The sequence below is a fragment of the Priestia sp. BR_2 genome (assembly GCF_041954005.1).
GTDB lineage: Bacteria > Bacillota > Bacilli > Paenibacillales > Paenibacillaceae > Paenibacillus_AQ > Paenibacillus_AQ lautus_A.
Map to the genome: position 1 here is coordinate 1 of NZ_JAVFHM010000071.1, position 14,843 is coordinate 14,843.

At 51.1% G+C, this 14,843-nt stretch carries 14 protein-coding genes and 1 rRNA gene; all 15 read right to left on the reverse strand.

What is annotated here, in order from left to right; genetic code table 11:
- Positions 1–202: ribosomal RNA gene (locus RB298_RS01390) — 16S ribosomal RNA — on the reverse strand; the annotation flags it as partial.
- Positions 203–644: 442 nt separating this feature from the next.
- A complete protein-coding gene (locus RB298_RS01395) occupies positions 645–2,387 on the reverse strand; it encodes a LysM peptidoglycan-binding domain-containing protein (protein ID WP_096775416.1) in 1,743 nt (580 codons plus the stop codon).
- Positions 2,388–2,550: 163 nt separating this feature from the next.
- Positions 2,551–3,435, reverse strand: coding sequence for a branched-chain-amino-acid transaminase (gene ilvE, locus RB298_RS01400; protein ID WP_015734030.1), 885 nt, complete (start codon positions 3,433–3,435; stop codon positions 2,551–2,553).
- A complete protein-coding gene (gene pheA, locus RB298_RS01405) occupies positions 3,436–4,323 on the reverse strand; it encodes a prephenate dehydratase (protein WP_009594007.1) in 888 nt (295 codons plus the stop codon).
- Positions 4,320–5,288 carry a homoserine kinase gene (gene thrB / locus RB298_RS01410; protein ID WP_486045386.1) on the reverse strand — a complete coding sequence of 323 codons (969 nt, stop codon included), beginning with the start codon at positions 5,286–5,288 and terminating at the stop codon, positions 4,320–4,322. The genes pheA and thrB overlap by 4 nt, the downstream gene beginning before the upstream one ends.
- Positions 5,285–6,358, reverse strand: a complete 1,074-nt coding sequence (gene thrC / locus RB298_RS01415; protein WP_009594024.1) for a threonine synthase — start codon at positions 6,356–6,358, stop codon at positions 5,285–5,287. The genes thrB and thrC overlap by 4 nt, the downstream gene beginning before the upstream one ends.
- 61 nt (positions 6,359–6,419) lie before the next feature.
- Complete coding sequence (locus RB298_RS01420; RefSeq protein WP_015734027.1) at positions 6,420–7,706, reverse strand: homoserine dehydrogenase; 1,287 nt, start codon at positions 7,704–7,706, stop codon at positions 6,420–6,422.
- Between the two features lie 58 nt (positions 7,707–7,764).
- On the reverse strand, positions 7,765–8,202 hold the full coding sequence (locus RB298_RS01425; protein WP_009594028.1) for an ACT domain-containing protein: 438 nt from the start codon (positions 8,200–8,202) through the stop codon (positions 7,765–7,767).
- Between the two features lie 236 nt (positions 8,203–8,438).
- Positions 8,439–9,098, reverse strand: coding sequence for a hypothetical protein (locus tag RB298_RS01430; protein WP_096775414.1), 660 nt, complete (start codon positions 9,096–9,098; stop codon positions 8,439–8,441).
- A gap of 48 nt (positions 9,099–9,146) precedes the next feature.
- Positions 9,147–9,896 carry a hypothetical protein gene (locus tag RB298_RS01435; protein ID WP_486045389.1) on the reverse strand — a complete coding sequence of 250 codons (750 nt, stop codon included), beginning with the start codon at positions 9,894–9,896 and terminating at the stop codon, positions 9,147–9,149.
- Between the two features lie 24 nt (positions 9,897–9,920).
- The gene (locus tag RB298_RS01440) at positions 9,921–10,679 is read right to left on the reverse strand and encodes a hypothetical protein (protein WP_486045391.1); all 759 of its coding nucleotides are present in this window, start codon (positions 10,677–10,679) and stop codon (positions 9,921–9,923) included.
- A gap of 20 nt (positions 10,680–10,699) precedes the next feature.
- Positions 10,700–12,007, reverse strand: a complete 1,308-nt coding sequence (locus tag RB298_RS01445) for an SPFH domain-containing protein (protein WP_096775412.1) — start codon at positions 12,005–12,007, stop codon at positions 10,700–10,702.
- Positions 12,008–12,286: 279 nt separating this feature from the next.
- Positions 12,287–13,597, reverse strand: a complete 1,311-nt coding sequence (gene obgE / locus RB298_RS01450) for a GTPase ObgE (RefSeq protein ID WP_096775411.1) — start codon at positions 13,595–13,597, stop codon at positions 12,287–12,289.
- Between the two features lie 13 nt (positions 13,598–13,610).
- On the reverse strand, positions 13,611–14,351 hold the full coding sequence (locus tag RB298_RS01455) for a Spo0B domain-containing protein (RefSeq protein WP_228468774.1): 741 nt from the start codon (positions 14,349–14,351) through the stop codon (positions 13,611–13,613).
- A gap of 170 nt (positions 14,352–14,521) precedes the next feature.
- Complete coding sequence (rpmA, locus tag RB298_RS01460; RefSeq protein WP_015734021.1) at positions 14,522–14,833, reverse strand: 50S ribosomal protein L27; 312 nt, start codon at positions 14,831–14,833, stop codon at positions 14,522–14,524.
- Positions 14,834–14,843: the final 10 nt, after the last annotated feature.

Below are 14,843 nucleotides of genomic sequence, written 5' to 3' on the forward strand. Positions count from 1 at the left end.
CACAATGCTGCAAAATAAATTATCCGGTATTAGCTACCGTTTCCGGTAGTTATCCCAGTCTTGAGGGCAGGTTGCCTACGTGTTACTCACCCGTCCGCCGCTAACCATCAGGAGTGCAAGCACTCCATCAGGTCCGCTCGACTTGCATGTATTAGGCACGCCGCCAGCGTTCGTCCTGAGCCAGGATCAAACTCTCCAATAAAGTTTGACTTGCTCATTTATTAACTGACGAGAATTTGTTCAATTCTCTATTTCAACGTCCCACCGAAGTGGTTCGTTTTACTCACTCGTTGTTCAGTTTTCAAAGATCAACTTCTTCGTCGCCAGCGAATCTCGTTCGCATCAGCAACTCTTATAATATATCATGTTTGTTTCGATAATGCAAGAGGTTTTTTTAGGAAGTTTTTAATTTCATTCATCACTCTCGGCTGACCTCTGTTCCAGCGCAACCTTGCGTTTCGCGACTGGATTTATAATGTATCATATTTATCGATTCGAAGGCAATACACAATTTATTCCAAACAACAATTCTTTTATATTGCCTGCTAGCGATGAAGAGATTCATAGACAATTCATCGTACAGCAAACAAAAAGAGACCGAAAATCGGCCCCCTCTTGTTTAACTATAATCACAACACAATGATTTAACCCCTTATCCAAGGATTGTCGCGCTTGGTTCTGGCAGAAGATTGCGGCTTGCGCGATTTCTTGGCTGCCGGTCCTGTTTTGGCTTGCTGACGATGGACTTTGGCTTTCGGCTTGTTATTCTCTTCAATGCCGGCCTCTCCGGATATGGATGGCCCCGTACCGTTTTCAAATTCACTGCTAACCGTCACATTGCTTTGCTTCGTTTCGAAAGGAGCAGTAGCATTGAATTCGGAATCGATCGGCTGGTCATTTTGTCGATCATTCCAGTTCGGTTCATATGGATTTACAAATGAAGGATAGGCTCCATGTGTTCCCATAGGTACAGACGGAGAGCCGTATGCACCAGCATTGTAGTTCATTCCCCCCTGCCACGGTTGGTACGGTGCCCCCATGTCAGGCGCGTACGGACGATGCCCATGTTGTGGGTACCCGAAATGCGGCATGTGATGGTGTGAACCCACTTCTCCCCCGTGGCATCCGCAAGGAGACGGAACATAACCATATGTCATTGCGGTATGATGATGCTCAGGATATGGATGGTAGTCGGAAACCATATTCCCTGTATAAGATTCCGTGATCGAGAACTGGGAATATTCCATGCTCATCGGCTGTTCAGAAAGACCCGGATATCCTGAAACTGTACTTTCCCAGCCTTCATTGTAGGAAACAGGCATCGCTTCCTGCGGCATGTTGTGATACGGATGGACGGCATTGCCATAATCGGCGCCCGGCCATTTCATAGGCTCATGACACCCGCAGGGACCTTCATGAAGACCGAATGGAGGCATTGCAAATGCGGGTGCCTCTTTAAAAGGAAACTCCGGACACGGATGAGGCATCATCTGCATCGGCATCTGGGCAAAAGGCGGACATGGTTCGGCTATGGGATGAACAGGATGCGGTAACGGCATGGTTTTGACAGGATACGTATACTCCGGCTCCATAGGTTTATATGGAGATATGAATTCTGGTTTAAACTCTGGCTTGAACTCCGGTTTGTATTCTGGTTTGTATTCTGGTTTGAATTCTGGTTTAAACTCTGGCATGATTACGGGCATTTTAAATTCCGGCATCACTTCCGGTTTTTTCACCTCTGGCATAATCTCTGGTTTCTTGATTTCCGGCATGATGATCGGCTTCTTGATCTCAGGTAATATCTCCGGTTTGTATTCCGGTTCCATTTTCTTAGGCTCCTCGGGGAAAGGCGAAATCTCCGGAAGCTTCGGCAGAATCGGCGGCTCAGGCTCCTTAACCTCAGGAACGACCGGAGGCTGCTCGATCGGCGCTGTTATTTCTTCCTTAACTCCGGTGTAATCCTTGCTGCCGGGTTTCTTCTTGCCTGCAGCTGCACCGCTGCCACTGCTCATGGAAACCCCGTCATCAACGCCGGACTCCATAGAACCGCCTGATGAAGGGATGTTGACGACTTCTCCCACCAGCAGGGCATTCGGATTTTTAAGCTGCGGATTGGCATTGATGATTTCCTTCAGAGTGACTCCCCATGCCTTGGACAGTTTCCAGAGGGAGTCTCCCTGCTTTACCGTATGCTTATGGATAATGGGTTGGCTGCCGTCGGGGACCTGAACGGGCTCAGTCGGAACTTTGATCTTGGCACCGACATCGAGCTTATTCGGATCCACCAGCTGTGGATTGGCATCGATGATTTTCGCTAAAGGTACGTCGTATTTTTTGGACAGCTCATATAGGGTGTCGCCTTCCTTGACGATGTGTATCTTCACGCCGCTAAAACCTCCTACACTCTTCTAGGCGTCATGTAATTCGCCCGCTTTCGTTACTACATCCTATGCACGGAATAGGCGATTGACATCCCTCTGGGCAAAAAAAATCCTTTCATCGACATGAAAGGATGGTTTAAGTCGTTTATTTAGTTGTCCTGAAACCCTAGGATTCCCATACTTTATAACCGTCTTGATCCACAATTTTGCGGAATTCCTCCAGCAATTGCAGCGTAACGGGACCAGCCTGGCCTTTTCCGATGATCCGTCCGTCGATTTCGCGGGCCGCAATGACCTCAGCAGCCGTGCCCGTAAAAAATACTTCGTCCGCAATATATACGTCATGCATGCTGAACGGCTCTTCCTTCAGTTTAATGCCGAGTTTCTCGCATAAATCGATAATGGCCTGGCGCGTAATGCCTTCGAGTGCGCCAAGATAGCACGGAGGCGTAGTGACCACGCCGTTTTTGACGATGAAAATGTTGTCCCCGGAGCCTTCCGTCACATATCCCTGCGCGTTCATCATAATAGCCTCATCCGCTCCCGCAAAGTTGGATTGGATCTTCACGAGGATATTGTTCAAATAGTTCAAGGATTTGATTTTCGGGTTAAGCGCATCCGGTATGTTACGCCGCTGGGCAACGGAGACGGCCTTCAGGCCATTGAGATAAGCTTCTTCTGAATAAATCGCCAGCTGCTCCACAATGATCAACACGGTCGGTTTAGGGCAGCGGCGCGGATCCAGCCCCAAATTGCCGGCACCGCGGGATACCACGATACGGATATACCCATTCCGCATGTCATTGCGTCGAATGGTCTCGGCCATTGCCTCCAGCAGTTCTTCATATGCCAGGGGGATGACTAAATCGATGGACTTGGCGGAATCATACAGCCGGTCCAAGTGCTCTTTGCACTTAAAGATGTTGCCGTTATATATTCGAATGCCTTCGAATATGCCGTCTCCGTACAGAAACCCATGGTCAAAAACGGATACTTTAGCATTCTCTTTCGTGACATATTCTCCATCTAAATAGATCCATTGCTCCGACATTTACTTAACCTCCATTTTCTCACTCTCATAGGCGTAGCCCGGATAAGAGCCCAGCACTCGAACCAGACATCCCAGCGCTTCAATCTCTCCCATGGCGGCAACCAACAGAACGGAATCCGCTGCGGCCATGACATCGATATAAAAATAGTAATTACCGAGCTTCTTCTTCGTTGGACGGGATTCGATCCGCGACAGGTTCAGGCGACGCCACGCAAAAGCGGAAAGCACCTGATGCAGCGCTCCCGGCACGTCTTCTGGAAGCGTTACGAGAATGCTGGTCTTGATATGTTCCGGCGAACGGTTGACCAATATCGGCTCGCGTCCGATCAGCACAAACCGTGTGTAATTGTTATCATGGTCGGTAATACGCTCGGCAAGCACGTTTAATTCGTGGGTAGCCGCGCCTAGCGAAGTGCCAATTGCCGCCCATCCCCGGCCGGGGTTCTCCTTTACGATCTTAACCCCTTCGGAGGTGCTGCCCACTTGCTCCAACTCAGCCTGCGGTGCAGCCTTCGCTAGGAACTGACGACACTGGGCTGTCGCAACTTGGTGGGACCAGATCTTTTTGATCTGACTGTAATCCATCGTTCCGTCACTTGAACGGAATTCGGCAGCATTACCGATCAGGTTCTGGATGGAGGGATAGACCCACTCCACCTGCATCGGCAGATCCACCTCATTGACCAGCCAATCCATATGAAGGCTTACGGAGCCTTCAATGGTGTTCTCGATCGGGATCACGCTGTAATCGCTTTTTCCTTCTACTGTTGACATAAATACATCAGAGATCAGTTTATGGTGGACAAATTCCACCGGCTCGCCATTTAGGAGATAAAGTATCGCTTCATGAGATACCGATCCTGAGGGCAACAAGGCTATTTTTTTCATGCGGTAACTTCCCCTCTAATCATATCCAAAAAGGATCTATTATTAATATCATCCAAGAGCTGGACGCCTTCCGCAACTGGATTCAATGGGTAGCACGAAGACTGGATGCCTTCCGCCTTCATCGTCTCCGTGAGATACGCGCCCAATTCTTCTGCACGCGGTTCGTTCCGGTCCACCAGCGCAATCATCGTCGGACCCGCTCCGCTCAGCGCGATGCCGAGTGCTCCATGATCAGGCGCATCGGCCAAAATCTTGGACATTCCCGGTACAAGCGGCGCACGATATGGCTGATGAATCCGGTCTTTCATCGCGGCACGAATCAAGTCCAGTCTGCCTGCCGAAAGAGCAGCGGTCATTAAGGAGGACCGACTAATATTATATACAGCATCCGCTAAACTGACCTGGGCGGGCAGCGCTTCCCTTGCTTTGGATGTCGCCAGCTCGAAATCGGGAATCACCACGAGCGTTCCAAGGTCCGCCGGAGGTTCAATGCGCATATAATCCGCATGGGATCCATCCCATACGGCGGCAATGATTCCTCCAAATAAAGAAGCCCCCACATTATCAGGATGCTTCTCAAGATTCGTCGCCATATCAAAAAGCTTGGAATCCGGCAGTGGTGACCCGATTAGAGCGTTGGCTGCAGCCAGCGCGCCTACGATCGCCGATGCGCTGCTGCCAAGGCCGCGGGTAAGCGGAATTTCGGAATACATGGAAATCTCGAGATCAGGAACTGCCTGTCCCGCTTCTTCAAAAACCATTTGAGCCACCTTATAGATCAGGTTGCTCTTATCGGTCGGCAGACCGCCCATCTCATCGCCATGAAGATGGAACACGGTCTTCTCCGACGCTTTCATCTCGATCCAGGAATACAGGGACAATGCCATGCCGAGCGTATCGAATCCGGGTCCCAAATTAGCCGTGCTGGCCGGAACCTTCACCCGGACGCCTTGGGACAAACTCATACCCGCGCAGCTCCTTCAAGCTTAGCAATGGCATCCATTACGGCCGATTCCGTATCCGATACGACGAGCGGTTCGGCGTTCACGGTAGAAATCGCGATATTCGGATCTTTCAGCCCATGTCCTGTCAGCACACAGACAACGGATTCCCCACCTTTAAAATATCCCTCTCGCTTCATTTTATAAACGCCTGCGATGGAGGCGGCCGATCCTGGCTCGGCAAAAATCCCCTCACGCGATGCGATTTTGCGGTATGCTTCCAAGATTTCCTCGTCCGTGACGTAATTAATTTGTCCGCCGGATTCCTCAGCCGCGGCAACCGCGGTTTTCCAGCTGGCCGGGTTCCCGATGCGGATGGCCGTCGCTACCGTTTCCGGATTCGGAATAGGCTCACCCTTGACGATAGCCATGGCGCCTTCCGCCTCGAACCCAAGCATCTTCGGCAGGGAAGTGGATTTACCCGCTGCGTGGTATTCTTTAAATCCTTTCCAGTAAGCGGAGATGTTCCCCGCATTGCCGACCGGAATGGCCAGTACGTCCGGAGCTTTGCCCAACTGGTCAACGACTTCGAATGCAGCCGTCTTCTGGCCTTCGATACGATAAGGATTCACGGAGTTTACCAGCGAAATCGGGTGCTTGGCCGTGATCTCGCGAACGATTTCCAGCGCGCGGTCAAAGTTCCCTTCAATCGCGATCACCTTCGCTCCGTAAATCATCGCCTGCGCGAGCTTGCCCAGCGCGATATTGTTGTTCGGAATGATCACGATGCAGTTTAATCCGCCGCGAGCGGCATAAGCAGCAGCCGCAGCCGATGTATTGCCCGTCGAAGCGCACATGATGGTACGGCTTCCTTCTTCCATTGCTTTCGCGACGGCCATGACCATCCCGCGGTCTTTGAATGAACCTGTCGGGTTCAGCCCTTCGAATTTGAAATGCAAATCGATTCCGAGCTCTTCGGATAGATTCACGGCTTTGATGAGCGGGGTATTCCCTTCCTTAAGCGTTAGCAGCGGGGTACGCTCATTTACCGGCAAATATTCTCTGTAGGTTTGCAGCAATCCTTCATACGGCATCTCTCATGTTCTCCTTTTCTTATGAAAAAATTATATATGTTGATTTAATGGATGCTAATCCTTATCCTTCAACGCGGTAAACACTTTTGATTCGGCGAATGACTTCCAGGCCTTCAAAGTGATTCAGCACTTCGTCCATGCTGGCTTTGCTCGCATTGTGCGTAACGATGATTATCTCTGCGTCCGGGTTGTGCTCGTTCGGCTGCTGAACAACGGACTCCAAGCTAACGTTATATTGAGCGAACACCTGCGTTATTTGCGCCAGCACTCCTGCTTTATCGTCCACATGAAGCAGGATGAAATTCTTGTACATGATCTGCTCATCGGTTTTGAGCTTCTTCGGTTTATAAGGAACGATGGCTTTCAGACCGTTAACGCCGAGCTTCAGATTCTTGATGACCGCCACCAGGTCTGCCACAACGGATGTCGCGGTTGGCATCTCGCCCGCGCCCGCTCCGTAGAACATCGTTTCGCCGACGGCCTCCCCGTATACATACACCGCGTTAAATACGCCGTTCACGGCGGCGATGGGATGACCTTTGCGAACCATCGTCGGCTGGACGCTGATGCTGAATTCATCGTCCTGACGCTCCGCGATACCGAGAAGTTTCATCTCGTAGCCCAGACGTTTGGCATAAGCGATATCATCTTTCGTAACCTGCGAAATGCCCTTGACGGATACATCCTGGAGCTCAACGTTCGTGCGGAAACCGAGGGTACCGAGTATTGCCATTTTGCGGGCCGCGTCCAAGCCTTCCACATCGGATGTCGGATCGGCTTCCGCGTACCCCAGCTCCTGAGCTTCTGCCAGGACATCCTCATAGGAGGCGCCTTCCTGGCTCATCTTGGTCAAGATAAAGTTGGTCGTACCGTTCACGATCCCCATGATTTTCATGATACGATCCGATGAGAAGCCTTCAATCAGCGTACGGATAATGGGAATGCCGCCGGCTACGCTTGCCTCGTAGAACACGTCGCACTGCTTTTCTTGCGCCTTGGCCAATATTTCGGCACCGTGCAGGGCCATCAGATCCTTATTGGCGGTTACGATGTGCTTGCCGCGCTCAAGCGCTTCGAGGATGTAGGTTTTCGTCTGCTCGATCCCGCCCATCACTTCAACGATGACATCAATCTCGGGATCGCGAATGACCGCCCAGGGATCTTCCGTTAATTTACTCTGATCCACATTGACGCTGCGGTACTTCTCCAAATGTTTGACGGCGATGCGCTCGATCGTAATCGGCGAACCGACCTGACTGCTCAAATCCTCCTGATGCCCCTCAACGATGCGGACAACGCCTGTTCCTACGGTTCCTAATCCCAAAAGCCCTACTTTGACCGGTTTCATTAATACACTACCTCCTGTATCCCATCACATAGATATCTATTTATTCGTCGTTTCTACCCTAACCTTGCCCTATCATCTGCACTCTTCTGACTCCGGCTATCCGCCTCAATCCGTCAAGCAGATCATCCAGCTCCTCATTCAGCCGGGAAACTTCGACGGAAATAACGACATTCGCGATTCCTTGCAGCGGGATGCTCTGATGAATGGTTAGCACGTTCCCGCCTTCACCCGCTACCAGCCCCAGCACCTCGGATAGCATGCCCGAGCGATGTTCCATATCGATGGAAATCGTTACGATTTCATCACGTTCCAATTGATTGATAGGGTGGATGCCGTCCTTGTACTTGTAAAAAGCGCTGCGGCTAAGCCCTACCTGCTCGACGGCTTCATGAACCGTCCTCACGTCTCCCGACGCCAGCAGTTTTTTCACTTGCATCGTTTTAACTACAGCCTCGGGAAGGATGTCTTCCCGGACCAGATAGTAGCGTTCCTTCACAAACGTCCTCTCCTCAAAGACTACTGTATTCGTATAGTGGACATTATACTGGATATACCCCGTAAGGGCAATACATAAGTGACCCATTTTTAGCGAGCCCGATATTTCCGGGCCAACCCTATAGCCTATACTATATCGCAATTCGAAACGGAACTCATCGGTATTCACGTCAAATTTGCAAATGATGCGTTAAAAAAACAGCCCCCGGTATTCCGGAGACTGCCGATCACTTCAAGCTAACTGGTGTATCTCATGGTCAAGCCGCAGTACTCGCACTCTTTTTCCTCATGCCGTGAAATCACGGTTCTTGCGCCGCAGCCGGAACATGCCACAGACTTGGATTCCGTCTTCGTTTGAGATTCAACGGGGTTTACCGGCTCTCTATGCAGCGAACGGATCACCAGCGCGCCATCCTCAATCTTCCCGGCAGGAAGCATGCGCTCCTTCAACATATAGTTCAAATCCCGGATCACATGGGCCGGACTTTGGTTCGCAACGATCGCGATATGCTCGATGTAAATTAGCCGCCGCTGCAAGACAGCCTCCCTGTAAATTCCGAGCAGCTTCCGGAATTTCTTGTCTAAGAAGTCGGCAGCAACCAGCAAAAACAACGCGGGGATTAATATACACAACGCCATCGCTAAATTATCGTTTAAGAACTGCTCGCTGGATTCGCTCGTCACTAAATTGATTACCAGGATAACAATATAAGTGCCGAACAATACCCATCCGACCAATCTAAGGTTCCTTCCCTGATAACTGTGATGCTGCTGCGTGGGCAGAATACGAAACGCAGCGATAATCAAAGCTAATGGAAAAAACACATACGTCAGTCCAATAATAAAATAATCGAATGAGGTAAATTGCGATTTAAAAGGCTTTACCGGAACGCTCATACGAAGTTCTCCCCAGTCTCTTCTCTTTTAAATGGTACATCCGACGTGCTATGCCACAATCACGGTACCGCAATACTCGCATTCCTTCCCCTCCACATGCGTTACGACCGTTCTTGCTCCGCAGCCGGGGCATTCCACGGATTTAGGAGCCGGATCGGACGCAGGTTCGGTTCGGGATATGGGGGCCGGACCTGCAGTCGTATCGCCCAATGAATACTGCACGCGCTGCCCGCTGCGCGAAACGAATTCGCCACGGAATGGTTCGGACTTTCTGTGCAAGGACGGGATGAGAACAACTCCGTTGTCGAGCTTTCCGTTAGGCAGCATACGCTCTTCAAACATGAACGTGATATCCCGGATCACGTGTGCAGGCGATTGTCTCGCCTCACGGGCAATATGTTCGACCTGGACGAGCCCTCGATGCAGGATGGCATTCGAATAGAATTGAAGCAAGCTGCCGAATTTCTTGTCTTCCTTATTGGCGATCACCAGCATGATCATGGCTGGGACCAGAATGATTACGCCCCAAACGACGGTGGCCGAATAGAGGCTTTCGATATCTTTGTCATCAATCGTCGCAAGAATCATGAGCAATTCTATGATTCCATAGGTAATGGCAAGCACCCAGCCGAAGAGACGGTTGTTCCTCCCCTTGCAACGGTTGTGCCGATGGGTGACAAGGACCCGAACGGCTGCCAGCACGATGGCCAGCGGAAAAAAAAGCACGGCCAACGCGATGATCGAACAATCCATTTTCATGAACTTAAGTTTAAAACGCTTCAGATTAGAAGCTCCCATATGCTATCCCCTCTATCATCTGCATTAGGTTGATCCCGCCTTTGCCTTCAGAAGCACCGTATTGCGATCCTGCACCGTTCGGAGAATATCGCGGATGATAGGAACGGTTTGCTCTGCCAGTTCCTTGCGCTGTTCAGCTTGCGCCTCGCCGATCAACGTTACTTGGTCCTCCAGCATCGCAATTTTTTGCTGAATCAACTGCTCCTCTTCATATAAGGAGGTATGTGATATGGGATCACTATAACGCAGCGTCTCTTCAAGCTCGGCGATCTGCCGTTCCAACGACGGCATGTTCTCTCCCGGCAGTTCGCTTAGCTTTCTGCGAATCTCCCCGATCCAGGCTACAGTCTCTCTCTTGACCGCGAGATGATCGCTTTCCTTTCGCTCCTGTGCGCCTGCATATTTTGCCGCCAGGAATACGAGCCCAAGAACAACGAAAAATCCAGAAAGCGTAATCAGATGAATCATGAAATACGAGGATACAGGCAGCTTAAATAAGTATCCCAGCAAAATAACCTCCAGCACAACGGACACCGTATAGATACCAATTATGATGCCGGAAGCAATATAAAATGGGGTGCCTGACGAAGCTGCCTTCCCCCTGCCGATGACAGAGCCGATAAATAGGAGAACGGCCGCTTCGGCGCATCCGACGGCAACCCCCGATATCCAAGAATTCGGCTGAAACATCCCGCCGATCCATCCAAATAAGAGGATCGTGACAAACGGAAGCGCAATGGCTGCCAGCCATGCCCCGTTTCGATCCTTGGTTCTTGTATTCACCTGATTCCCCCGCTTTCGCTTCACATCAATTTATGACCGCACTCCATGCAAAACTTCTGGCCCGGTTTGATCTCATGATCGCACCCCGGACATGTCAGCGCGTGACTCGACCCGCAGTGCGGGCAAAACTTGGCTTCGGCATCCACCAATTCTCCACATGCCCGGCAAGGCATCGGCAGCGGTGCACCGCAATCCGGACATTCGGCAGCGCCAGCCGGGTGATCATGTCCGCACTTCGGGCATGCATGGTAAGGGTCGCCGCAGTGAAGGCAGAACTTTGCATTCGGAGCCAGGGGCTGCCCGCAATCGTTGCACAGGATGGCTTTCGCCGGCGCTTCATCGGCCTGAGTCTGAAACGACTGGCCGCAGCCCGAACAGAACCGCGCTTCTTCCCCGTTCAGCATTCCGCATTTGGTGCATGCCTTCTGCTCGATTTGCTTATCGTTCTTCTCTTGAGGCTTGGCATGGTCAAACATATGGCCGACGGTCTCATACATCGGACCGACCATTCCGAGTCCCATGCCCAGCCCCGTCCCCATGGCCGCAGCCGGGCTTCCGGGATTCTTCGCCGCTCCCTCAAGCGTATTAAAGGTTCTTTCCTGATGGTAGGTATAACCGATGATATCCATCTCCGCTTTTTTTGCCAACGCTTCCTTGATTCGGACAGCTGCAGGATCATGCTCGGGTATATTGATGGAATCCACATAAAAATTCAGCAGGGTAATCCCCATCTCTTCAAATGAAGGCGCAATCGCTTCCATGATGTGCTTGGATATTTCCGCTATGTAAGCATTGATTTCCACAACGCTGATTTTTTTCCGAACGATATAGGAGGATATGATTTCCGTAATGTTGGACATCAGCACGCCGCGGTAATATTTGACCAGCGTTCCCTGATCAAAGGTTGGCAGGGTACCGACCATGGTTCCCAGAAACTTTCGCGGATCGCTGATTTGAACGCCGAATTGGCCAAAGGCTCGGAGCGATACGATGATGTTGTATTTCGGATCCTGCAGCTGGATCGGCGAGCTGGTCCCCCATTTCACGTCCAGCGAACGAAGTTTGTTCACAAACCAGACTTCTGCCGTAAAGGGAGACTTCCCTCCGAATGGAAGATTGATGACATTGGATAAAATCGGGATGTTTGCCGTACTCAGCGTATGCCGCCCTGCCGGGAAAGAGTCCAGTGCCTGCCCCCCCTTATACAGGATCGCCTCCTGCGTCTCATGAACAATAAGCTGGGTCCAGGTGCCTAACTCCTGATTCGGATAACGCCAGGCAAACACATCCGGCGGGCCTTCGTATTTTACGACTTCAATAATAGCCATAGTTCTACTCTCCTTTTTGCGCCGTTCCTTCCATCCTGAGATCTATGGAAAAGGTACTATTGTACTACTATTGTATACGATTTACCCGATAAGTGGATGCAAAATTTGGAAAGCTTGATCCGGCATTTCGAGCTAGACTCCCAGCCAATGGAATATACGGCTGCGCACGCTTGATTCACGATTTATGGGAAGCCTCCTTCGCTCACGAAAAAAAATACCGCCAAGCCTGCTGTAGACAGAACTTGCGGTATTTTTGTTATACATATATTCATCTGAACATCAATAGTAACTGCTGCCTTCGACAAATTCGAATTCGAAATCGCCGATCCGTACGATGGTGCCTTCCGTCGCGCCCCGTTTCCGCAGCTCTTCATCAATGCCCATATGACGCATCGTTCTGGCAAGCTTCAGGATCGCATCATGCGAATTCATCTGCATCCGTTTCAGCATTCGCTCAATTCGCTCACTGTGCACCACATACATTTCATTGTCTCTGGTGACGGTGAAGGAATTGTCGTTCTGCGCTTTGAATTTATACACCTTGCGCTCGGAAACTTCGGATACTTCTTCAATCGTCGGCTCATCCGGAATGCTCTCCAGCACATCGATCGTGCGGTAAAGAAGTTCCTGGATCCCCTGACGGGTCAGCGAGGAGATCGGCATCACCTCGATGTCAGGGCGAATCTCCTTCACCTTCTCTTTGAAGGCCGTTAAGTACTCCTCTGCTTCCGGCATATCCATTTTATTGGCGGCTACGATTTGCGGCCGTTCGATCAGAACCGGGTTATAGAGCCTGATCTCATCGTTGATTTTTTGCCAATCCTCGAACGGATCCCGTCCTTCCGTGCCTGCCATATCCACGACGTGGATAATGACGCGGGTTCGTTCCACGTGCCGGAGGAATTCGTGGCCAAGTCCCACGCCTTCATGGGCACCCTCAATCAGGCCAGGCAGGTCAGCCATGACGAAATTGCGCCCGTCGCCGACCTCAACCATGCCCAAATTCGGCGTGATGGTCGTGAAATGGTATGCCCCGATCTTCGGCTGAGCCGCGGATACAACAGACAACAGGGTGGATTTGCCAACGCTCGGGAATCCGACGAGACCTACATCAGCCATCACTTTAAGTTCCATGGTTACGTAGCGCTCTTCGCCCTCTTCTCCATTCTCGGCAAGCTCGGGCGCCGGATTGTTCGGCGTGGCAAAGCGGATGTTTCCGCGGCCCCCGCGGCCGCCTCTGGCAACAACAACCTGTTGACCGTGACGGGTCAAATCGCCAATCACTTCACCGGTATCGTCATCCGTTAAGATGGTACCCGGCGGAATACGGACAATCATGCTCTCCGCATTGGCCCCATGCTGGCTTTTATTGCGGCCCTTTTCCCCGCGCTTGGCCTTGAAATGCTTCTGGTAACGGAAATCCATCAACGTGCGCAGTCCTTCGTCCACCCGGAAAATCACGTCGCCGCCCTTGCCGCCGTCGCCGCCGGCAGGTCCGCCTTCAGGAACGTATTTCTCACGGCGAAACGCAATGAGCCCATCGCCGCCGTCGCCGCCTTTTACATATACTTTTGCCTTATCTACAAACATGAAATCACCTTCCTCAAGTCACAAACGGCAGATACAAGCGGTACGAGGTCTCCCCCGGCTCCGTCTGCTCCACCCGAATGCCTTCGCCTTTTACGGATTGTTCAATCTGAAGCTTCAAGCCCTCCGGGTCTCCAAAGGAACCTTCTCCTAGAGCCCATACGATCAGCTCTTGCTCCTGCTGCATAAATGTTAATGTTAACTGCCGGGTATCCCCCCATGACGCCGTTCCGCTCAATTGAAAGGCTCTCACCGTTTGAATGATCGCTTCGGTAAAAGACTCTGCCGTTTGTGGCGATACTTTGTCTTCCAGCTGTACCTGGTCCACCACTTCAACGCAGAGCTGCAGGTTGCTGCTGTACGTTCGGTATGAATGTAAATAAAAAACCAGTGAAGGAATGCCAAGCTTGGAGATCCTGCTCTCCGTCGCCATCCTGTCCTTTATTCTTTCCACAGAACCCACGGTTTTATCATGCTTCCCCAGTTGAATGTAGCCGTACAAAATTTGAAGCTCATTCATCCAATCATGACGATGGTGATTCAACATCTGAATCGCCGTCTGCTCCATATTCCGAATGATGGCTTGCTGCCTGCGCTCGTCCGATTTACGGACAAGCCATGCTCCGCAGGCAGACGCGGCGACAGCCCAAGCCGTCAACACTGCTCCTGCAGCCAAGGATGGTTTCCATACCATCCATGCCACCGGTATTACGGAGGTTAACCCCGCCACAGCTGCTATCCATTTCCAGGATTTCATCGCTTCTCCTCGTCTTTCAACAGCAATTGGTTACATTCACCAAATCCCAGTATATCATAGACTTTCAGGACGGTTCATCCCCTGGATGATCATTCTTTGCGCAATTTACAAAAAAAGAAGCCCCGGCAACGATGCCGAAAGGCTTCTTCTGTATGCAGCATAAGAAACGATTAAGCTTCAACTGCAGCCGCTACTGGAGCGACATCAACCGGGTAGACGCTCACTTTCTTGCGATCACGACCCCAACGTTCAAATTTCACAACGCCGTCAACTTTCGCAAACAAAGTATCGTCTTTACCGATACCCACGTTCGTGCCTGGATGAATTTTCGTTCCGCGTTGACGAACCAAGATGCTGCCGCCAGTCACTGCTTGACCGTCTGCACGTTTCACGCCAAGACGTTTCGATTCGCTGTCACGACCGTTCTTTGTGGAACCTACACCTTTTTTCGATGCGAATAACTGAAGATCCAATTTCAACATGTTGTCTACC

What these genes read in the sequence shown, in the direction of transcription:
- pheA (WP_009594007.1), bottom strand. Translation starts at nt 4,323, where the DNA reads ATGAAAAAAATAGCCTTGTTGCCCTCAGGATCGGTATCTCATGAAGCG.
- RB298_RS01430 (WP_096775414.1), bottom strand. Translation starts at nt 9,098, where the DNA reads ATGAGCGTTCCGGTAAAGCCTTTTAAATCGCAATTTACCTCATTCGAT.
- thrC (WP_009594024.1), bottom strand. Translation starts at nt 6,358, where the DNA reads ATGCCGTATGAAGGATTGCTGCAAACCTACAGAGAATATTTGCCGGTA.
- RB298_RS01435 (WP_486045389.1), bottom strand. Translation starts at nt 9,896, where the DNA reads ATGGGAGCTTCTAATCTGAAGCGTTTTAAACTTAAGTTCATGAAAATG.
- rpmA (WP_015734021.1), bottom strand. Translation starts at nt 14,833, where the DNA reads ATGTTGAAATTGGATCTTCAGTTATTCGCATCGAAAAAAGGTGTAGGT.
- RB298_RS01445 (WP_096775412.1), bottom strand. Translation starts at nt 12,007, where the DNA reads ATGGCTATTATTGAAGTCGTAAAATACGAAGGCCCGCCGGATGTGTTT.
- obgE (WP_096775411.1), bottom strand. Translation starts at nt 13,597, where the DNA reads ATGTTTGTAGATAAGGCAAAAGTATATGTAAAAGGCGGCGACGGCGGC.
- RB298_RS01420 (WP_015734027.1), bottom strand. Translation starts at nt 7,706, where the DNA reads ATGAAACCGGTCAAAGTAGGGCTTTTGGGATTAGGAACCGTAGGAACA.
- ilvE (WP_015734030.1), bottom strand. Translation starts at nt 3,435, where the DNA reads ATGTCGGAGCAATGGATCTATTTAGATGGAGAATATGTCACGAAAGAG.
- thrB (WP_486045386.1), bottom strand. Translation starts at nt 5,288, where the DNA reads ATGAGTTTGTCCCAAGGCGTCCGGGTGAAGGTTCCGGCCAGCACGGCT.
- RB298_RS01455 (WP_228468774.1), bottom strand. Translation starts at nt 14,351, where the DNA reads ATGAAATCCTGGAAATGGATAGCAGCTGTGGCGGGGTTAACCTCCGTA.